Source organism: Emticicia oligotrophica DSM 17448 (assembly GCF_000263195.1).
Taxonomy (GTDB): domain Bacteria; phylum Bacteroidota; class Bacteroidia; order Cytophagales; family Spirosomataceae; genus Emticicia; species Emticicia oligotrophica.
In genome coordinates, this window is sequence record NC_018748.1 from 1,471,468 (window position 1) to 1,493,160 (window position 21,693).

Annotated in this window: 18 protein-coding genes; 10 read left to right on the forward strand and 8 right to left on the reverse strand. The window is 36.4% G+C overall.

Annotated features, from left to right (window positions below; genetic code table 11):
* Positions 1-24 precede the first annotated feature (24 nt).
* The 3 genes from EMTOL_RS06110 (at position 25) to EMTOL_RS06120 (ending at position 5,163) form a co-directional block, all read left to right on the forward strand.
* Positions 25-759, forward strand: a complete 735-nt coding sequence (locus tag EMTOL_RS06110) for a glycosyltransferase family 2 protein (RefSeq protein WP_015028397.1) — start codon at positions 25-27, stop codon at positions 757-759.
* A gap of 49 nt (positions 760-808) precedes the next feature.
* Entirely contained in the window at positions 809-2,728 is a 1,920-nt protein-coding gene (locus EMTOL_RS06115) for a hypothetical protein (protein WP_015028398.1), read from the forward strand.
* Positions 2,729-2,829: 101 nt separating this feature from the next.
* Positions 2,830-5,163: a beta-galactosidase gene (locus tag EMTOL_RS06120; protein ID WP_041693429.1), complete on the forward strand. Its 2,334-nt coding sequence runs from the start codon at positions 2,830-2,832 to the stop codon at positions 5,161-5,163.
* A 7-nt stretch (positions 5,164-5,170) separates the two neighbouring features.
* Here EMTOL_RS06120 and EMTOL_RS06125 read toward each other — a convergent pair whose 3' ends face one another.
* Complete coding sequence (locus EMTOL_RS06125) at positions 5,171-5,599, reverse strand: hypothetical protein (protein WP_305953188.1); 429 nt, start codon at positions 5,597-5,599, stop codon at positions 5,171-5,173.
* 211 nt (positions 5,600-5,810) lie between these two features.
* Here EMTOL_RS06125 and EMTOL_RS06130 point away from each other — a divergent pair, with 211 nt between their 5' ends.
* The gene (locus EMTOL_RS06130) at positions 5,811-6,668 is read left to right on the forward strand and encodes a DUF481 domain-containing protein (protein ID WP_015028401.1); all 858 of its coding nucleotides are present in this window, start codon (positions 5,811-5,813) and stop codon (positions 6,666-6,668) included.
* A gap of 40 nt (positions 6,669-6,708) precedes the next feature.
* Here EMTOL_RS06130 and EMTOL_RS06135 read toward each other — a convergent pair whose 3' ends face one another.
* Both EMTOL_RS06135 and EMTOL_RS06140 read right to left on the reverse strand, forming a co-directional pair.
* Entirely contained in the window at positions 6,709-7,065 is a 357-nt protein-coding gene (locus EMTOL_RS06135) for a DUF983 domain-containing protein (RefSeq protein ID WP_015028402.1), read from the reverse strand.
* A gap of 48 nt (positions 7,066-7,113) precedes the next feature.
* On the reverse strand, positions 7,114-7,908 hold the full coding sequence (locus tag EMTOL_RS06140) for a sulfite exporter TauE/SafE family protein (RefSeq protein ID WP_015028403.1): 795 nt from the start codon (positions 7,906-7,908) through the stop codon (positions 7,114-7,116).
* A gap of 175 nt (positions 7,909-8,083) precedes the next feature.
* On the opposite strand from EMTOL_RS06140, the gene EMTOL_RS06145 reads away from it, so the two are divergent.
* On the forward strand, positions 8,084-9,697 hold the full coding sequence (locus tag EMTOL_RS06145) for an amidohydrolase family protein (RefSeq protein ID WP_041693430.1): 1,614 nt from the start codon (positions 8,084-8,086) through the stop codon (positions 9,695-9,697).
* An 88-nt stretch (positions 9,698-9,785) separates the two neighbouring features.
* On the opposite strand, the gene lon is transcribed toward EMTOL_RS06145, so the two are convergent.
* Complete coding sequence (lon, locus tag EMTOL_RS06150) at positions 9,786-12,284, reverse strand: endopeptidase La (RefSeq protein ID WP_015028405.1); 2,499 nt, start codon at positions 12,282-12,284, stop codon at positions 9,786-9,788.
* A gap of 406 nt (positions 12,285-12,690) precedes the next feature.
* Between lon and EMTOL_RS22370 the strand changes: the two genes are divergently transcribed.
* Both EMTOL_RS22370 and EMTOL_RS06155 read left to right on the forward strand, forming a co-directional pair.
* Positions 12,691-12,981 (forward strand): hypothetical protein, encoded by a 291-nt coding sequence (locus EMTOL_RS22370; protein ID WP_015028406.1) that lies wholly within the window; start codon positions 12,691-12,693, stop codon positions 12,979-12,981.
* Between the two features lie 144 nt (positions 12,982-13,125).
* Positions 13,126-16,332 carry a serine hydrolase domain-containing protein gene (locus EMTOL_RS06155; RefSeq protein ID WP_015028407.1) on the forward strand — a complete coding sequence of 1,069 codons (3,207 nt, stop codon included), beginning with the start codon at positions 13,126-13,128 and terminating at the stop codon, positions 16,330-16,332.
* Between the two features lie 68 nt (positions 16,333-16,400).
* On the opposite strand, the gene EMTOL_RS06160 is transcribed toward EMTOL_RS06155, so the two are convergent.
* Both EMTOL_RS06160 and EMTOL_RS06165 read right to left on the reverse strand, forming a co-directional pair.
* Positions 16,401-17,153, reverse strand: coding sequence for an ABC transporter ATP-binding protein (locus EMTOL_RS06160; RefSeq protein ID WP_015028408.1), 753 nt, complete (start codon positions 17,151-17,153; stop codon positions 16,401-16,403).
* Positions 17,154-17,236: 83 nt separating this feature from the next.
* Complete coding sequence (locus EMTOL_RS06165) at positions 17,237-17,968, reverse strand: MlaE family ABC transporter permease (RefSeq protein ID WP_015028409.1); 732 nt, start codon at positions 17,966-17,968, stop codon at positions 17,237-17,239.
* A gap of 120 nt (positions 17,969-18,088) precedes the next feature.
* On the opposite strand from EMTOL_RS06165, the gene EMTOL_RS06170 reads away from it, so the two are divergent.
* The 3 genes from EMTOL_RS06170 (at position 18,089) to EMTOL_RS06180 (ending at position 20,494) form a co-directional block, all read left to right on the forward strand.
* Positions 18,089-18,796, forward strand: coding sequence for an SDR family NAD(P)-dependent oxidoreductase (locus EMTOL_RS06170; RefSeq protein ID WP_041693432.1), 708 nt, complete (start codon positions 18,089-18,091; stop codon positions 18,794-18,796).
* Positions 18,797-18,897: 101 nt separating this feature from the next.
* Positions 18,898-19,809, forward strand: a complete 912-nt coding sequence (locus EMTOL_RS06175) for an ROK family protein (RefSeq protein ID WP_015028411.1) — start codon at positions 18,898-18,900, stop codon at positions 19,807-19,809.
* 88 nt (positions 19,810-19,897) lie between these two features.
* The gene (locus EMTOL_RS06180) at positions 19,898-20,494 is read left to right on the forward strand and encodes a DUF6962 family protein (protein WP_015028412.1); all 597 of its coding nucleotides are present in this window, start codon (positions 19,898-19,900) and stop codon (positions 20,492-20,494) included.
* A gap of 67 nt (positions 20,495-20,561) precedes the next feature.
* On the opposite strand, the gene gatC is transcribed toward EMTOL_RS06180, so the two are convergent.
* The gene (gatC, locus tag EMTOL_RS06185) at positions 20,562-20,849 is read right to left on the reverse strand and encodes an Asp-tRNA(Asn)/Glu-tRNA(Gln) amidotransferase subunit GatC (RefSeq protein ID WP_015028413.1); all 288 of its coding nucleotides are present in this window, start codon (positions 20,847-20,849) and stop codon (positions 20,562-20,564) included.
* A 79-nt stretch (positions 20,850-20,928) separates the two neighbouring features.
* The gene (locus tag EMTOL_RS06190) at positions 20,929-21,657 is read right to left on the reverse strand and encodes a lysophospholipid acyltransferase family protein (protein WP_015028414.1); all 729 of its coding nucleotides are present in this window, start codon (positions 21,655-21,657) and stop codon (positions 20,929-20,931) included.
* Between the last annotated feature and the right edge of the window lie 36 nt (positions 21,658-21,693).

Genomic DNA, 21,693 nt, shown 5'->3' on the forward strand with positions numbered 1-21,693 from the left:
GTTAATTTTTGATAATCGCACTCAATGAAATTAAGCGTTGTAATTCCTGCCTATAACGAAGAAGAAAGTATCTCCGAGACTCTCAGAAGTTTATATAGTACTTTAAAAAAGTATGATATTCCACACGAAATTTGGGTAACTAACGATAACTCAAAAGATAATACCTTAGGGGTTTTAGCAGCTTTACAACAAGAAATTCCAACTTTAGTTTTTGAAACGAATAAGGGCCCAAATGGCTTTGGTTATGCTGTTCGCTATGGTTTAGAGCGTTTTTCGGGTGATTGTGTGGCTGTTTTTATGGCCGATATGTCTGACGACCCCGAAGATTTGGTTAAATACTATCAAACCATGCTTACCGAAAATGTAGATGCAGTTTTTGGAAGCCGATGGATTAAAGGTGGAAAAGTAATTGATTATCCGATAATCAAAAAGGTCATTAACCGCGTAGCAAATTTTGTCATCAAAATGATGATGGGTATTAAATACAACGATACAACCAATGCCTTTAAACTCTACAAACGCGAAACTATGGAAGGGCTAAAACCTTTTCTTTCACCGCATTTTAACCTTACGGTGGAACTTCCATTAAAAACAATCGTAAGAGGGTATTCTTACAGTGTAGTTCCGAATAGTTGGACAAACAGAAAATACGGTGTTTCGAAACTCAAAATCAAAGAAATGGGTAGCCGTTATTTCTTTATTCTAATTTACTGTTTTGTAGAGAAATATTTTTCCCGTGGCGATTACATGAAGAAATAATTGATTCCGCAGTAGAAAATTAGTCGAAACTGTGGTTTTTGTATCCTATATGAAGAAATTACTGACATGGCAAGTTGATAGCTTTTGGCTAAAACTTGCCTATTTATTATTGCTGATTATTCTTTTATTTCCTTACTATCAAATCTCAAATATTCCGAGTGCTGGAATTGATAATTCTTGGCGAATTGCTTTAGAGATGGCCTATCAAAAAGGCTTAATTTTTGGAAAAGATATTATTTATACTTATGGCCCACTTGGTCGACTCACCCAACGAATCTCCATCCAAACAAGTAATTTCCAATTCTTCCTTTTTGATTTATTTTGTTTCGGAAATATTGGTTTTTTCCTCTATCATTTATTACCTAAACCACTGAAAGTCTTTCAGCTAATCATACATTTTGTATTATTTATGCTGCTATCTTCTATGTTTGGTGGCGAATGGCTTAGTTTTCTTTTGTTTTTTATTAGTATTTTTTCAGGTTTATTGTTTCTAAAAAAAGGCAATCAAATCTTTTTGGCTCATGCCATCTTGATGGGCATCATTAATTTCTACATAAAAGCAAATTATGGGGTAATTGCCTTCGGCTTCGTTTTTATTTTGCTTTCATATAGCTTCATTTCAAAACGCTTATCTTTAAAGAACACGCTTACCTTCTTGCTTGGAAGTATTATTTTGACAATTTCTTTAGCCTATCTCCTAAAAACCGACCTACTCGAATACCTCATTTCAAGCATAGAGATTATTAAAGGCTATAACGAATCTCAATCGTTTTTTCCCAATCATCGTATGATGGCTGTGGCGTCTTCGTATGGTATTTTTATGCTATTCGTAATTGTATTTATAGGATTTGTGGGGCAAAAATTAGTCAAGCGAAGTTTTTCTTTTGCCACTTTCGATTCATTTTTTGTGCTGGGGTGTGTGGGCGTTTGCTCATTTGTACTACTTAAATACGCCTTTGTGCGTGCCGACGACGGACATCTGATGTCGTTCGTAAAAAATGCATCTTTACCTTTTCTACTTTTAGTTTTTTTCTGCCATGAAAATTGGTTGAAACAAAGCGGTTGGGTATTGATTTCGCTCAATATTTTGAGTTATTTATTATTTTATCAATCAATTTACGGAAAAATGTCTTTTTCTGTAACCGATAATGTACGCACCAAGACTTATATTTTTAATGATTATTTTCAAGCTATTTTTAAATCGAATGCAACTCACTATCAACCTACTTATCCAAAAGAAGTTTTGAATTTGATAGACAACAAAACAGTTGATTTAGTACCCAACGAAATATCTGAAATTTACCTCAATAAACTCCATTATAACCCCCGTCCGATTATTCAATCATATCAAGCGTATAATGAATATTTAGATAAGAAAAATCAAGAAAAATATTTATCAGCATCCGCACCTGACTTTGTAATTTATAGCATCGAAAGTACCGATAATAAGTATCCTCTGAGCGATGAAAATCTAACCTTTTTAGCTTTACTCCAACGCTACGAACCCATCAAGGTTTGGAAGAATCATTTATTACTTCAAAAGAAAGAAAAAACAAAATCGCTCAAACTAATTAAGGCCACTGAGCACCAATGGCAGTTGAATAAAGATTTTTCGATTAATTCGAAAGATTCGCTCAAAAACAACCAATTATCGGTCATTAAAGTCAAGACCACATATAATTGGTTTGGTAATTTGCTAAATTTGCTTTTTCAGCCGCCACATCTGAATATGCTTATTGCCACTGAAAATGGCCAAAGAACTGCATACAGAAGTATTCCTATTATTTTACAAAAAGGAATGCTAACCAAAACAAAACTTGATAGTGTAGAAGAAGTAAAAATGTTTTTTGAGCAAGGATTTGTTCAAAACAAAGCCATAAAGAATATCCGATTAGAGGAAATTGTACGAGGGAAAGTTGGTTTTAATAACGAAATTATAATTACCGAAGAGATTTACGAGCTAAATTAAATTCAAATACCAATCTCAAACCTCAAAATTTCGTTATATATCAAAGTTCCATTTCTAAAACCCTTAATAATTGTATTTTGGGTTTTTTATATCCAAACAATATGAGGAAAATTTATATTAAATACATACAACTATTATTATTGATTGTTAGCAGCTTTCAAAATTTCGCTCAACAACAAACTTCCGTAAAATACGTTTGCCAAGGAATTCTCAACTTAGATTCTGATGCAAATTTTGCTATTTCGAGTATGAACCGCATGGCAGCTATTGGCTGTAATTCTGCTCTTCTAACGGTCTGGTGGGAGCGTGTTTACCCACAACCCAACTCAAAGCCTAATTGGGCACAACTCGATAATCAAATCAATCATGCAGTCAATAAATTAGGTCATAAAGTTGCTATTCGCATTCATTTGGGCAGAAATTATAGTCTTACGAAAGGTTTTTGGGAAGAAGAAGAAGCCGTAAAAGATTTTAAAGGCAAAGTTCTAACCAATTATTATGATAATAACCACTTTAGTTTCGCACATCAGCCATCAGTTGACAAAGCTCGTGGATTTGTGAAAGAAGTTTGTGAACGATATAAAAGCTACCAACAAAGTGGAAAGATTATTTTTATTTCAGTTGTAAATACACCTCAACAAGAATTAGGTTTTACTTACCAAAATCAACAATGGCCTGAAAAAGAATATCCAGCTATTTTCGACCATTCAAAGTGGGCTATGATTAAGTTTAAAGATTGGGCGAGAGAAAAATATACCACTATTCGTACACTCAACACTTATTGGGGAACCAACTACAAAAGCTTTTTGGAAGTGGAGCCCTACGTAAACTGGTGGAATATAAACGATTCGTTCAGAGGCCGTCGTGGTAAAGATTGGTTCATCTTTAGGCATTTAATGATAAAGAACTATTACGAACAAATGGTCGAGACTATTAAGTCGGTAGATAGTTCTTATAAAGTAGCGAGCGAGTATGGTGGTGTGTCAGATAATTTAAGTATTCTCCGTAATACACTCGCATTTAAAGATTTATCCGTAAAAAGCGATTACCTAAAAACTTCCATTGAAGGTTTTCAGGGTGATATTACTTACAGCAATACCAGCCCGAACCAAAAACTATATACCGAAGTAGCGTTTTTTGATTTACCTACCTCCGATGAACTAAAAAATTATGTAAAGCGTGCGGCAAGTTATAACATTGAATTTATTATGCTCATCATAGAATCTGATAACCAATCAGAGTATGATAAATTTTTACCTGCATTTCAAGAAGCAGTAAAAGCCATGAAGAGTCCGCCGAGCAACATAGTTTTTACTGACTCCGTAAAATATCGAGTTTCGCAGTTGACTGATAGTCGAGAATTGGTCGTTAATGATTGGAAAACACGTTCGAATAATGGTCAGCAGAAGGTAAAAGTAATTTTGGAAGAAGATTTGATTCTTGAAAACAAAAAAATCGAGAATCCTCTACCTGATATTGTTGAAACCAACCCAATTATTCCTCCACCGCCAATTGTTACTCCTCCGAGCAATACACCTAATCAATTACCAAAAGAGAGTATTACAGCCTATACCAAAGAAATTGTTGTTAATCAGAATTTTCAATTCAGAATTCCTGAAAATTTGTACTATGATACCGATGGATTTATTGCCTATATTGAAATGATTGAAGCTCCCAGATGGATTGATTTTAATCGTTTTGAATTGAATTTCTACGGAAAAGCTCCATACTTAGGCAAATACAAAATTCGAGTGAAGGTTTATGACAATGCTGGTGGATTCATAGAATCGGCCATTTATGTAGAGATAGTTCCTCCAATAATTGATTTTGAGCTCATCAAAGGTGATTATTTCGATGTGCCTATTCAACCCTATGGTTATATTTTCAACAAACGAACACTCTACTTAGACGCTTTACCCGATTTAACGAATATTATTGCTCATTGCAACCTCGATACCATTAATATGGTTTTTGAGCTCAATGGACCTTATAAATTCAAAAGAAGCTCTGATAAAATTCCGTATAATCTCTTTGGCGAAGGCCGTGGTTTGAAGTTCCCAGTAGGAACCTACACGCTCAGTGCCAAGGCTTATAAATTAGATTCGGTTATTTCTTCTAAAACTATTCAGTTTTATGTGAAAGCATCTACTCAGACCGAACACAGCATGATTAATGATTGGGTTGTTTATCCGAATCCTTTTCAGAAAATTTGTAATCTTAGAATTCCCGACGTGGAAGATACCGAAAAGCTAAGTTTTGTGTATTATACTATAGGCGGAAAAAAACACCCAATTAAGAAAGAACACATCAATATTGTCGATAAAATAGCCTACATTGATTTAAGCGAACCAAGTATGCCTGCTGGAAATTATATCTTAGAAGTAAGTCGAGGTACAGAAGTTATAAAAACGATTAAAATCACAAAAAACGATTGAAGTTGATTTATTTAAAAATCAAATCTTTCGCAAAGTAAAAGAATAAAGTTTGAGCCAAGGCCCAAGCCATGGCACTAATCAACATATTAATAATTATTGCTTTCTTTTCGTACCTAAAGGCAACACTTAAGGCTGCTCCTAAAGGTGGTGTAAACAAAATAGGCGTAAGTAAAGCTATGCCTGAAAGCCCAAATTGTTTTCTGATTTTTACACCAAAACGAGTCAATCTAGTAAACTTTTTAGGTTTTTTTTTCTGAAAAATCTTACTAACAAAATCACCAGCAAAAACAATTAACACAACAGTAGCCATCATTCCCACTACCGAACAGATGGCTGTTTCAACCCAAGATAGTTGAATAGCCAAACCTGTAAGGGGGCCTCCCATAAACTTTAACATACTGACAGCTATTACCGAAATATATTTTGCAAAATTCATGGTCATATCAATGCTCAAATGGTGGACGTCGCTTGGTGGTTTTGTTAGTTTAATCTACAGACAGCTTTTTAATCAAACGAATATTTAGATAAATATTGTTTTTTCGCAAAGAAATGTAATTTTTGTTCAAAAATAAAACAAAGCTCTTGAAAGACTAAATGATAGCCCTACAAACAGTTTTGTTAATTATGAATACTCTAAACTTAAGCAAATGAAACTAAAATTACTAACCTGTTTGTTATTATTTTTTTATTTTAACACAAAAGCCCAAGATGCCCCTGCTGATACACTTCAGCCTATCAAATCTGATTCTGTGATGCCCGCTGATAGTACTTCCGAGGAGGAGGAAGAAGGAGAAGACGAAGAGGGTGAAGAAGAGGAGGAAGAACAAGATAGCACTCCAGCAAAGTTTCGTTATCGCATCGGAGCTGACGGCACTTATACTTCAGGAAACGTGAATCGTGCTTTAATTCAATTTGTATCAAATTTTGACCTAAACAGCAACAAAATTATCAAATTTTCGAGTAGTCCATCCTACATTTACGGACAACAAAACAAGGTTCTAGCCGAAAAAGAAGTTTTTCTCGACCTCCGAACGAGTATTTTGCATGAACGAAAGTTTTATTATTTAGCTTTTACATCTTTTGAAAAGAGTAATTTACGAAAGATTAACAATCGTTTTATTGGGGCGGGAGGTGTTGGCCTAAAACTTATACAAAAAGACCACGCCTATGTTTCGGTAACGAATGTTTTACTTTATGAAAAAACTGATTTTGTGATTAATGAGAAATTCCCAGACCGAAATCTTTGGCGTAATTCTACGCGATTATTCGGAGAATATACTTTTAAAGGTAGTAAGGCCAGTATTTCGCATACTTTGTTTATTCAGCCCGGTATTACTGAAAAGAACTTCCGTTGGAATGGCAACCTCATTTTAAAGTACCAACTTTCTAAACATGTAAGTTTCCGTAGTACGGTTGAAAACTCTTACGAAAGTATTGTAGTGCCCGGCCGCCAAAACAATGACTTTAGATGGACATTTGGAGTAGTGTATGAAGGAAAGAAATAAACAATTAGGGCTAATTTCTTGCTGAAATTAGCCCTAATTACTATTTATAAAATATTTGTAACCATATCGACCGCGACATTCGGAACATCACTGGGGCAATCAAAACCGTGAATAGTAGATACCCTCCGATGTAGAGTTTCCAATCTATGCTTTCTTCAAAAAACATATAATAGCTTACAAGTGCAATCACAAAAAAAGCGATATTAAACATATAACTTACATACATAGCTCCATAAAAAAAGCCTGTTTCTTTCTCATAACGAAGGCCACAATTCGGGCAATTTTCGTGCATTGCAGTAATTTTCCCAAAAGCATAAGGATTATTATTATTTTCAAATAAATCACCTTTATGGCATTTAGGACATTTCATTTTAACGGTTGCTTCTAATTTATTCATTTTATGGCTCTCTCCGAAGGAGCTTTAAATAGTAAAAACTTTTAGAATTTAGTGTAGAAATAGTTCCTTAATAATCACCCAGCAGCCTACCACCAAAACAAACCATCCGAAGGCGGGCTTTAAATGCTCACCATTTATTTTTTTAGATAAATATCCACCAGTTAGAATTCCAGCAATGGTAAGAACTGCAAATTTCGTTAAAAAATACCAGTCGAGCGATACTCCTGCCGAAAAATCACCAATGGCACCAAAAATTGAATTGATGGTAATAATCAATAAGGAAGTTCCAACCGCTTTTTTCATGGGTAATTTGGCAAAAACAACCATGGCTGGTATAATCATGAAGCCTCCTCCAGCACCCACAAAACCCGTGAGGATTCCCACCAAAATTCCTTCTAAAAAAATCATCCAATAACTCACCTGATGCCCTACTTGCTCATTTGGTTTCTTATTGCTGCGTATCATCGAATAAGAAGCCCCAATCATTAGCAAAGCAAAAAAGAGCATCACCAATAGATTTTTAGACAATATAAAATTAGCTGTTTGCCAAACAACTTCGGGAATTTCGTGCATGACAAACTTCCGCATCAAAAAGACCATGACAAAAGCAGGGAATGAAAAAAACAACCCCTTTTTTAAATCGACTAAGCCTTTTCTAAAATAATCTATTGAACCTACTAGCGAAGTAATACCTACGATAAATAACGAATAGGTAGTTGCCATCGTAGGCGATATTTGGAGCACATATACCAAAACCGTAACGGTGAGTATTGAGCCCCCCGCCCCCACCAAACCCAATGTAATTCCAATAACAAAAGCTAATATAAACCCTATAATTTCCATAGATTTTAGTCGATATTCAATATTTCAGAATGCCGCAATTTAAAGAATTTAAAACTCTACTGATGGGTTTTAAGTGTATTTTAATTAATAAAAAATATGTCTATGATAAAATTTCACTAAAATCTATGAATACAATAAATGATGCTTAAATTTGCTAAAAACCTACCGATATACTATGCTAAAAAAAATTACACTTCTCCTAAGCTTAAGCAGTACTATTGTATTTGCTCAAATTGAAAAAGCTCCTAACCGTGCCGAAGGCGAATCAGCTAATCGCACTATTATTCGGGGTGTCACGCTCATCAATAGTACAGGGGCACCACCAATGGGGCCAGTAGATATTGTTATCGAAAAAAATAAAATTGCCCAAATTAAGCAAGTAGGTTATCCGGGTGTACCGATTGACCCTAAAAGTCGCCCTAAACTAAATGAGGGAGACAAAGAACTCGACTGCACAGGAATGTATCTGATGCCTGGGTTTATTGATATGCACGGACATATCGGTGGAAAATCACAAGGTACTCCAGCAGAATATGTATTCAAACTTTGGCTTGCTCACGGCATAACTACCATCCGTGACCCTTCGGCGGGCAATGGTTTAGATTGGACGCTCGACCAAAAACGCAGAAGTGAAAAAAATGAAATTACCGCTCCACGTATAAAAGCTTATACAGCTTTCGGTATGGGAAGCGATAAACCTATTACTACGCCTGAAGAAGCACGCCAGTGGGTAAGAGATAACGCAGCGAAAGGAGCTGACGGCATTAAGTTTTTTGGGGCTGAACCTGCTGTTTTCAGAGCTGCATTAGAAGAAAATAAGAAAATAGGTCTTCGTTCGGCTTGTCATCATGCACAATTAGAGGTTGCACGCATGAATGTGTTGGCAACAGCGAAAGCTGGACTTACTTCGATGGAGCACTGGTATGGTTTACCTGAGGCACTTTTTGATGACCGAACGCTGCAAAATTACCCTGCTGATTATAACTATAATAACGAACAAAATCGTTTTGAAGAGGCGGGTAAATTATGGAAACAAGCTGCTGAACCGGGTTCTGAAAAATGGAATCAAGTGATGGATGAACTCATAAAAATAGATTTCACACTCGACCCAACTTTCAATATTTACGAAGCGAATCGTGAGTTAATGCTTGCCCGAAGAGCCGAATGGCACGATGAATATACCTTACCATCAGTTTGGCGTTTTTATGGTCCAAGTCGCATCTCACACGGTTCTTATTGGTTAAACTGGGGAACAGAGCAGGAAGTTGCTTGGAAAGAAAATTACCGTATTTGGATGCGTTTTGTGAATGAATATAAAAATAAAGGTGGCCGCGTGACGACAGGTTCTGACTCTGGCTTTATTTATCAACTTTATGGATTTGCTTATATTCGTGAGTTGGAGCTTTTGCGTGAAGCAGGTTTTCATCCACTTGAGGTAATTCGTGCGGCTACAATTAAAGGTGCAGAAGCACTTGGTATGGCCGACCAAATTGGTTCGGTAGAAGTAGGAAAATTAGCCGACTTTGTGATTACAGAAGAAAATCCATTAGCTAACCTAAAAACACTTTATGGTACTGGAGCAATCAAAGTAAATGATAAAAATGAAGTGACAAGAGTAGGTGGTGTAAAATACACTGTTAAAGATGGGGTTGTTTACGATGCGAAGAAACTTTTAGCCGATGTACGCAAAATTGTAGCTGATGCTAAAGCTAAAGAAAACTTTGAGATTACTCAACCAGGAATGCCACAAAAGGGAGCTGCTAAAATGCAAGGAGCGGGCAAAAATTAATCTCTATTGCTTATTTTTTATAGAAAAATACCCCTCAGGAAATTAACTTGAGGGGTATTTTTTATATTTACTAGCAAATAGCTTTATTTTATATAACAGCTACTTCCATAGGTGAAGAACTGGTTTCTTTCTTTTCTTCTGGTAAAATAAACTTCAATGGGTTAGCTACTTTTTCTTCCAAAAGTGCGATTTCAAGCACTTCCTCAACATAATCGACATAATGGAAAGTAAGTCCTTTTGTATATGCCTCGCCTACTTCTTCTACATCTTTGCGGTTTTTATAACACATGATGATATCTTTAATACCAGCACGTTTGGCAGCTAAGATTTTCTCTTTAATTCCACCCACAGGAAGCACTTTTCCACGAAGCGTAATCTCTCCTGTCATCGCCGTATTAGGCTTAATCTTTCTTTGGGTAAACATCGAAGCCATAGAGGTAAGCATCGTGATACCCGCCGATGGGCCATCTTTCGGAACAGCACCTTGCGGTACGTGAACGTGGAGGTCATAGTTTTGGAAAATTCTATAGTCTATACCTAAATTATCAGCGTGTGATTTTAGGTAAGAAAGAGCTGTAATAGCCGACTCTTTCATTACATCTCCTAGCTGACCAGATAAAGTGAGTTGACCACGACCACGGCTTAAACTCGATTCGATGAATAAAATATCTCCACCAACCGATGTCCACGCCAAACCAGTCACCACACCCGGTACCTCATTTCCTTCGTAGAGGTCTTTATCAAAGACTACTGCTCCAAGCATTTTTTCGATATGCTCTGGTTTAATAATTTTCGGGTAGTCTTCTCCTAAAGCAATCGACTTAGCCACTTTTCTAACCAATGAGCCAATCTGCTGCTCTAATTTACGCACACCCGACTCACGCGTATAGCCTTCAATAATTTTCTGAATGGCTTTATCATCAACTTTCAAATCTTTCACTTTAATACCATGCTGCTCTAACTGCTTAGGTATTAAATGTTTACGAGCAATTTCTGTCTTTTCTTCTACTGTATAGCCCGAAATCTCAATAATTTCCATTCTATCTCTCAATGGGCCTTGAATAGTATCAAGCGAGTTGGCAGTAGCGATGAAAAGTACTTTCGAGAGGTCGAAATCTACTTCTAAGTAATTGTCTTTAAATGCATTATTTTGCTCTGGGTCAAGTACTTCAAGCAAAGCAGAAGAAGGGTCTCCACGGTGGTCACGATTCACTTTATCAATTTCATCTAAAACAAAAACTGGGTTCGATGATTTTGATTTCTGCAAATTCGTAATCAACTTTCCGGGCATTGCCCCAATGTATGTTTTGCGGTGTCCACGAATTTCTGCTTCATCGTGTAAACCACCAAGAGCCATACGCACATAATTACGCCCAAGAGCTTTAGCAATAGATTTCCCTAAAGAAGTTTTACCAACACCTGGAGGGCCATACAAGCATAAGATTGGAGCTTTCATATCATTTCTTAGCTTTAATACTGCTAAATATTCAATGATACGCTCTTTTACTTTTTCGAGGCCTGAGTGGTCAGAATCTAAGATTTTCTTCGCACGCTTTAAATCGAAATTATCTTTGGTATATTCACCCCAAGGTAAATCAACCATTGTTTCAGCATAATGCAACGACACCCCATATTCGGGCGACATTGAATTCATGCGAAGAATTTTATTCAGTTCTTTATTAAAGTGGTCGTTTACTTCCTTGGGCCATTTTTTCTTTGCACCCTTCGTACGCAGTTTTTCTACCTCTTGGTCTGGGGTTTCCATGCCCAATTCTTCCTGCAAAACTTTTATCTGCTGGCGTAAATAATATTCTTTTTGTTGTTGGTCAATATCACTGCTAGCTTTATTCTGAATATCACGCTTAATTTCAAGTACCTGAATTTCCTTCATCATGTGTTCGAGCAACTTATGAGCTTGCTCTCCACCATCAAAAGTTTCTAACAATGCCTGTTTTTCGCTAATTTCAATATTGAGATTTGATGAGAGAAAATGCGTCAAAAAGCTTGGACTATCAATGTTATTAATAGCCATTTGTGCATCACGTGGAATATCGGGATTGAGATTTAAAATTTTGAAAGACGCATCTTTTAAACTCTGAATCAAAGCTTTAGTTTCTTTCTTTCTTACATTCGGAAAGCTCTCAGCTATATATTTAACATTAGCAATAAGATGTGGCTCTGTTTGCGTATATTCTAAAATCTGAAAACGACGTCGCCCCTGAATGATAACCGTTACGTTACCATCGGGTAAAACTATCATCTTCAAAATATGAGCAATAGTACCAACCTTAAATAAATCCTCAGGAGTAGGTTCGTTTTGTGTTTGGCGTACTTGAGCCACTACGCCAACTGTTCGGTCAGTGCGGTAGGCTTTTTTCACCATTTTAATAAACTTCTGTCGAGTTACTGTTACCGGAATTACTATACCCGGAAATAGCACAGTATTACGTAAAGATAAAATAGGCAAATTAGCCGGTAAATTATCTTCATTTTCCATTACTTCTTCTGGCGAAGCAATTTCTATCATTTCAACGTTTTCAACGTCTTGTCTTGCCATTACGAGCTTTGAGATAAGTTCTCTATTCATTCACCACTATATTTATTACCGTCGATTTGAAACTGACTCTATTGATTTGGCTGATTTAAGCAGTGGAGTCTTTATTATCGAATTTTTAGTACGGCGGCCGTTCTTTTTTAATCTTTATGCTAGTTGTTTATTCGGTCTTATTTGATAATCAAGCTCTTAATCAAATAAATAGAAAATCTGTCACATTGTCATAGTGAATGTAAAAAACTTTTCTGACAATTAAAACATTTATTGGGAAATTTAATAGTTCAATACTTATGCCAAGGGCTTGGAGTATGGCAATTTGGCAGAGAAATATTATCTAATGGTCAATAGTTATATTTGTTTACATGATACTAATGTATTAAATAAAAATCTTAGCCGTTCGGTATAATCTCTGTCATTATTTTAATTCAAAAATTAAACTATGGTTTCATTCAGAAAAAGAATATTGATTAGTCTGTTACTACTGTTTACGAGCATACTTAGTTTCTCTCAAGATAATACCACAATCTTTCACGAAGATAGCCTAAGGTATCTTCGTGATAATGGCATAATTAAGATGGGTTTTGGCAAAAGAATAGGAGAAACAATTAGTTATTTTGAGCGAAAATCCCAAGGAGAAAATCTCATCAATAACCACGATGCTGGTAGCTTCTATCAACAAAAATTAAAAGTGTATCATTCTCAAACCAAACGCTCGTACCTAAATACTTAGCTATAAGTGTGAAATCATTTTCATTTTTCATCTACTATGCTCCCTGCTTAGATTTAGTACAGGTTTTTTGGGGATTTTTTATTTACTTTGAATGATATAAACATAGGCTCACAAGAGAATTTCCTTATCAAACCTAAATAATTAATGAAAAAAATATTCTTATCATTCTTCTTATTTTTTAGTGTCTTCGGAAGTTTTGCTCAAAAAGACCCTGATTTCTTGACCAATTACAATAAACGCTGGGTCGATTCGGTTTTTGCAACGCTAACTTTAGAAGAAAAAATCGGTCAATTACTCATGCCTCGTGGCAATACTTCAGGCAAGCCACACGATGTAGAAAAACTCAAACGTTGGGTAAAAGATAGTCGCATTGGGGGTATTGTGATGTTTGCCGCTCCGCCAACTATTCAAGCTCGCATCGTGAATGAATTGCAGGCATTATCGAAAGTACCACTTCTGATAGGAATGGATTTAGAATGGGGGCTCGCTATGCGATTAGACAGCACCGTACGTTTCCCTTACCAAATGACACTTGGAGCTATGAAAGGCAATGAAAAATTGCTATTTGATATGGGTGTGGAAGTTGCAAAACAATGTCGCCGAATGGGTGTGCATATTAATTATGCTCCTGTTGTTGATGTAAACATTAATCCAAATAACCCTGTGATCAACTTCCGCTCATTTGGTGAAAACCCTGTGGATGTTGCCAATAAGGCTCTTGCATATATGCAAGGTATGAATAGCCAAAATTTACTGACGTCAGCCAAACACTTTCCAGGGCATGGCGATACAGGTGTTGATTCTCACTTCGATTTACCACTCATTCCACATGACCGCAAACGATTGAATGAAGTAGAATTTTATCCTTACAAAAAGCTTATAGAGAATGGTTTGAGCGGTATCATGACTTCTCACTTGAGTGTTCCGATACTAGATACAACCAAAAATTTGGCAGCTACTTTCTCGAAAAAAATCGTAACAGATGTTTTGCGTAAAGACCTCAATTTCAAGGGTTTGACCTTTACTGATGCGATGGATATGCAGGGAGCGATTAAGTATTTCTCAAAAGGAGAAGCTAATGTCAGAGCCGTTTTAGCAGGAAATGATATTCTCGAAACTTTTGAAGATGCCGAAGGAGCAATTGCAGCCATCAAAACGGCTTTGGCAAATAAAGAAATTTCGATGGAAGAAATTGATTTCAGAGTAAGAAAAATCTTAATGGCTAAATCGTGGGTTGGTTTAGATAAATATCGTCCGACAGAACTTAACAATTTACTTTTAGATTTGAATACAATCCAATCTGATTTATTGAATCGTCAGTTGGCAGAAGCAAGCATTACTTTGGTTAAAAACAATGATAAAATTCTACCAATTAAAGATTTAACTCAGAAAATTGCTACCGTTTCAATTGATGCCATACAACCAACGGCTTTCCAAAAAATGACCGATAATTACACGACTATCGACCATTTTATATTACCGCCTAACGCTGCTGATTCGAGTATTAATAAAGTTTTAGAACAGGTAAAAAATTACGATTTGATTTTGGTCGGATTACACCTTAATAACATTCGTCCAGCGGCAAAATATGGTATTACAGATGGCAATAAAAAAGCTTTAAAAGCCCTTACAAATACAGGTAAAGCCATCACTACGATTTTCGGGAATCCGTATACTTTAGATAAGTTTGATGATTTAGAAAAGTCTAAAGCTATCGTAATGGCCTATCAATTAACCAATTACATGGAAGAGGCCGCTGCTCAAGCTATTTTTGGTGCGATTCCGATGGTTGGAAAACTTCCTGTTTCGGTAAATAGCACTTACAGAATTGATATGGGAGAAAATACCCAAGCGATGGGCCGTTTGGCCTATGGTATTCCAGAGATGGTTGGCCTCAATGGCATCGAACTTAATAGTAGAATTGATTCTGTGATTAACCTTGGTCTCCGTGAAAAAGCTTATCCTGGAGCAACCATGGAGATTGCGAAAGATGGCCGTGTGATTTACCAAAAGGCATTTGGGTATCATACTTACGAAGCCGCTCAGAATAGTAACAATGTAACAACCACAGATAATAAATTTAAAGCCGATAGCAAAAATGATGTAATGGATGAAGCCGTGAAAAAATCGGCGATTGCCAACAACGCTCAAAACGCCACTAAAGGCACTAAAGGGGCTGTTCGTCTGACCGACCTTTACGATCTTGCTTCAGTTACAAAAGTAAGTACTTCTGCCTTGGCCGTTATGCAATTAATGAGTGAAGGAAAGTTTGATTTAGACAAAACATTCAAAGATTATTATCCAGAATTTGCTGATGGTAATAAAGCAAATTTACGATTCCGTGATATGCTTACGCACAAATCAGGTTTGAAAGCCTGGATTCCATTTTGGATGGATTGTATAGACTCTGTCAAAACGGTGAAAAGTAGTGTTGTTTTCAAAGAAAAATATGCTTCACAATACAAAAAGAAGCTATTTATGAGCAAGAAAAAATACAACCTGATTATTGCAAAAGCTATCAAAGAAAATAAAACACTTTGGAAAGATTGCCTTTCGCCAAAAACATTGGTTTGGAAACCAAACACGCTCTCTACCAAACAAAATGCTGATTATACCGTACAAGTAGCTGACTCGCTATGGCTACACAAAGATTATAGAAAAGTAATTTTTGATGCCATCGAAAATTCTCCAGTAAAACCAGAACAAGGATACGTTTACAGTGATTTACACTATTACACCTATCCTACATTTATCGCAAACATTGTGGGCATGCCTTGGGAAGATTATCTGAAGAAAACCTACAAGCAAATGGGAGCAAACTCACTAACATATAATCCTCTACGTTTTTATTCGAGAGAACAAATTGTACCAAGTGAGCGTGATACACTTTTCAGAAAAACCCTTATTCATGGACGTGTGCATGATGAAGGAGCAGGATTGTTAGATGGTATCTCTGGGCACGCTGGTCTTTTCGGGAATGTCAATGACCTTACAAAATTGATGCAGATGTATTTACAAAAAGGGTATTATGGTGGGAAACAATTCATCAAACCAGAAGTAATTGCCGAGTGTACAAAATACCAATTCCCAGAAATTAAAAACCGTCGTGCGATTGCTTTTGATAAATTAGATTTTAATCCAAAAGTAGGAAATGGGCCAACCTTGGCTTCACCTCAAAGCTACGGACACTCAGGCTTCACGGGTACATTTGTTTGGGTAGAACCAAAGTATAACTTTGTTTATACATTCCTATCCAATCGAGTATATCCAACGCGTGATAATACTAAGATAAGTTCGCTTAATATTCGCACCGAAGTAGGCGACCAGATTTACAAAATGCTTCAGAAGTAATACAAGTCTCCAGACTTGTACAAGCACAAAAAAGGCTTAGAAGTTAATTTCTAAGCCTTTTTTATTCATTACTTTTCTCCCCTCATCAAGCTCAAGGCTCGATTACAGAAAACAAACTCCTCTAATTCTGGAACAGTTGCTCCTAAAATTGTTTGACTATTGCCTTCCCAAAGTTTTTTGCCTTTATAGAGAAACATAATTTTATCACCTATCGAAAGTACTGAATTCATATCGTGCGTAATTACTACCGTCGTTATATTAAACTCATCTGTAATTTCTTTAATTAACTCATCTATTTTGATTGAAGTTAAAGGGTCAAGACCCGAATTGGGTTCATCACAAAATAAGTATTTAGGATTCATTACAATTGCACGAGCAATACCTACACGCTTTTTCATTCCTCCCGAAATCTCCGAAGGCATTCTGCCACCTGTTCCTTCCAAACCTACTCTTTGTAAACAAAACTCCACACGGTCTTTTTTCTCGCCTGCTCCCATATTTGTGAGCATATCTAGCGGAAACTGAATATTTTCGTGAACGGTCTTTGAATCAAATAATGCACCGCCTTGAAAAAGCACCCCCATTTCTCGGCGAATATCTTTTTTATCCTCTTCATCGCCTATATAGAAATCTCTTCCATCGTATAAAGTACTGCCCGACTCCGGACGAACCAAATCGAGCATACATTTCAAAAGTACACTTTTTCCTGTTCCGCTGGCCCCAATGACTAAGCTGGTTTCACCTTTTTTAAACTCCCCACTCACATTATCTAAAACCACTCGACCATTGAAAGCTTTCGATATATTTTTTATTTCAATCATTTGAAAAATAATCTAAAATGAAAAATGGATAATGAAGAATGAAAAAACATTCGCAGTTTAATCATTCGTTCAAGCGGTAGCTATTAAGTCAATAACTCCGCCAATAAATAATCGGCAATCAATACAGCAATACAACTATTGGTTACAGCCGATGTACTCGACTGCCCAACCTCTAATGCTCCGCCACGAGTATTATACCCTTGAAATGCCGAAATTGTTGAAATCAAAAACCCAAAAACAACGGCCTTAATGATAGAAATAAATACATTGAATGGTAAAAATGAATATCGGATTCCGTAAATATAATCTTCTGGCGTAATGATTCCTGTCAGTGTTCCAGCAATATATCCACCCAAAATACCTAAGAATCCAGAGATAATAGCCAATAATGGGAAAGTAAAAACCGCAGCTAATAATTTAGGCAAAACCAAATAAGAGGCCGAATTGATACCCATTACTTCAAGAGCATCTATTTGCTCAGTAATTTTCATTGTACCTAATTCTCCCGCAATATTCGAGCCCACTTTTCCTGCTAAAACCACGCACATAAAGGTCGATGATAATTCGAGCAAGGTCATATCTCTTACGATATTACTTACCACGTAAATCGGTATCACTGGGCTAACTAAGTTAGCTCGGGTTTGCACACAAACTACCGCTCCAATAAACACCGCCACAATAGCCACGATAAATACTGAGCTGATACCAATATTTATACATTCGTCTATAAATCTTTCCCAATAAACCTTAAACGATTCTCTCCGAGTGAATAACCTTCCCAGAAATATTAAATATCTTCCTGTAACTGATAACATGGTTTTTGCCTAAATTTTAACGATATTTGCAAAGATAACGATTTGTTTAGGGTTCATAGTTCTATTCACAAAGGTTTTTCTGAGAAATCAGCAAGCCTATTCATCAGATTTCTTCAATCAATGAGCAGAAAATTAGCAGTAATTTCGGGTGGCACACGAGGAATTGGGCGAGCAATTGCCGAAGAATTTGCTAAAAATAATTTTGATATAGTAATTTCGGCCCGTAATGAAGCCGATTTGGCCGAAGCCAAACAAAACATTGAGCAAACCTACGGTGTCAAATGTTTTACCCAAAAGGCCGACTTATCGAATAAAGAACAAGCCATTGCTTTTGCCGAATTTGTCAAATCACTAAATCAACCCATTGGAATGCTCACCAATAATGCTGGTACTTTTATTCCAGGAAATGTTCATGAAGAAGCCGATGGTGTATTAGAACAACTCATCGAAACCAATCTTTACAGTGCCTATCACCTTACTCGTGGGTTGATTCCAACCATGATAACTCAAAAAAGTGGTCATATTTTTAATATCTGTTCAGTCGCCAGTCTAAAAGCTTATCCAAATGGCGGTTCGTATAGTATTTCAAAGTTCGCTTTATTTGGCTTTAGTAAAGTTTTACGAGAAGAGATGAAAAATTTCGGCATAAAAGTTACTTCAATTATGCCCGGAGCAGTTTATACAGATAGTTGGGCAGGTGCAGGAATTCCAGAAGAAAGATTCATGACTGTTTCTGATGTTGCTGAAACTATCTGGAGTGCATACAGTTTATCGAAAAATGCTGTCATAGAAGATATTGTTTTGCGTCCGCAAGAAGGTGACATATAATTCTTAATTTTGTACCTTTAAAAGGAAAAGAAAATTTTATTCTTAATTTTTTTTAAAAAACATTTATATTTGACCTTTAAATACTTTATAATTTACGCTAAATGGCAACCGAATACTTAGGAATTGATGTGGGCGGTACTAACGTCAAAATGGGCATTGTAGAAGCTCAAACTGGTAAAATATCAAATTTTTATAGCCACGATACTGCAAGTTGGCGTAAATCAGGGCATTTTGTTGAACGCTTGGGCGATGCTATTGCCATTCAATTGGCTGAGAATAAAGACGTTGAAAAATGCGGAATCGGTGTTCCAGGTCTTATTTCTCGTGACCGTACAACCTTAATCGAAATCACGGCAATCCCAGAAATAGATGGTACGCCAATTATTCCATATTTGAAAGAACGTTTCCCTAAATGTGATTTCTTCTTAGAAAATGATGCCAATGCAGCAGCTTTGGGTGAATACTATTTCGGCGAAGATGAGGAAATTCCTGAAGATTATATCATGGTTACGCTCGGAACTGGTGTTGGTGGAGCAGCTATCATCGACAAACAGGTGTTTAAAGGCGGTGGCGGAAATGCCATGGAGCCAGGCCACGTACCCTCAAAAAATGGAAAAGTTTTAGAGAGAAATATCGGCAAAAACGAATTGCTCGACCTTGCCAACAAAATGAGACAAACCTACACAGGAAAAACACAACTTCCTGCTGATGGCACAATCTCAACAACAGGTTTGGTAGCGGCAGCGGCAGAAGGAGATGAACTTGCCCTACAAGTTTTCAGCGAAGTAGGCGAAATGTTAGGTAACGCATTGGTTGCAATGATTCGTATTCTTGATATTACTACAATTTTAGTTGGTGGTGGGCTTTCGGCTTCATTCGATTATATCATGCCAGCAATCAATAAGCAATTGCAATATTGGCTTACACCTTATTACCTAAAAACGCTCGTTATCAAGAAAGCTACATTAGGCAATGATGCGGGTCTATTGGGTGCAGCAAGCTTGTGTTTCTAAGATAGAATATCTATATTTCAGCAAAAAAGGTTGATTATCAATATTGATAATCAACCTTTTTTTATAAATTCAACCAAAACCTTAAACTATGGAACTCTCTCACGCTATTTCAGATGCGGTGCTTACACTCACAGGCATATTCGTATTTTTTCAATATCTACAAAAACTCGAATTCAATACATGTTTATTGTGGGAAGCCTTTATTCTCTCGGTCACGGCTGCGGCATTTTTCGGAGTCATCCGATTCTTAGGTTTTCAACCTGCACGCAGTATTTCAGAGTTTTTTCAGCATTTGGCCGGAACAACCGGAGGAATAAGTTTAGTAACTGCCTCGTTCTTAATAGTTCAAAGAAAGCATGCCAATAAAAATCTGACTTACTTAGTTTTAGCCATTGGCTTCATTGCCTTCGGAGTAGTACAGCTAACAGGCAATCAGAAAGTTTTACAGACTATTTCTATGATTGCCATTCCTGCAGTTTTATTAATTGGTATTTGGGGAATTATAAAAAAACAAACTTCGGTTGGTTCTTGGCTGATTTTAGGCGTACTAGCTCTTATTTTAGCTACTTATAATAAAAGTTTTATGCCTAATAATATACTCGACCCAACTGATGTTTACCACTATTTATTAGCCATTGGAGTATTTTGTTTTGGTCGAGCTGCTCGTCATCATCAACTTAATTAGGTATCAAGCAAAACAGGCTTAGATTTTAAAAATCTAAGCCTGTTTTGCAAAGTCTGAATTTACCAGCTTATTCTATTACCTTCGGAACTCTGAAGTATTCTCCATCTTGACTTGGGGCATTTTTCAAACCCTTTTCTCTCGAAAGTGCATTCACCCCCACATCATCTCTAAACACATTCACCTCTTCGCTCATGTGTGTAAGTGGCACTACATCAGTGGTATCCAATTCTTTCAATTGATCCATCCAATTCAAGATTTTTGATAAATCATCAACCATCTTTACTTCCTCTTGCTCACTGAGTTCCAAACGAGCCAAATGAGCGATATTTTGTACAGTTTTTTGGTTTATTTTCATATAAATTAGTCAACGCTCATAATTAGGCGTTGATAGTTTTTGCAAAGTTAAAATCTATTTTCTTACTAAAAATTTATGTTCAATCAGCTTTATATTTATTCAATGTTGGTTGAATCACATCATACACTTGCTTTTTCAATGTATCCATATCAGCTTTTGTCATACCTGTTGTTTCAATAGGTTTGTGCACGATTACTCTCAATTTATGCCATTTTATTAAAACATCAGGCATCATTTTATAATTATCGAGTAATGAAATGGGCACAATTGGCACTTGGTTTTCAATGGCCATCGAAAATGCTCCATCTTTGAATGGCTGAACCATTTCGGGAAAATTGGTTGAGTGAATTCCTCCTTCTGGAAAAATCATAATGCTTCTTCCTGCTTTCAAAGCTTTTATCGAACGTGTAAGGGCTTTTATTCTGCTGTCCTTGGCGGCTCTATCTACTTGAATATGAAGCTTAGTAAACATATAGCCAAATAAGGGCACTTTCTTCACCGAACTCTTTCCCATAAATGCAAAGTAGTTTTTTACAACCACACCCATCATCGCAATATCAATATAGCTGAAATGGTTGGCACAAAACACATACGCACGCTTAGGGTCGAGCGCAACTTCATAGCTCACTTTCACGGGTTGGCCTATCATGAAAAAGAAAATTTTTCCCCAAATTCTATTACAATAATGAGCAATGGGTTTCCAATTTTCCTTCTGTAATGCCACATAGACTATTGGATACAAAAGCAAAAATACGACTAAAAACCAAAACGCACACCAAATTGTATATATCCAAGAAAAAATCTTCATATCGTTACAGTAATTCCTACTTAGGAACTTCTTTCT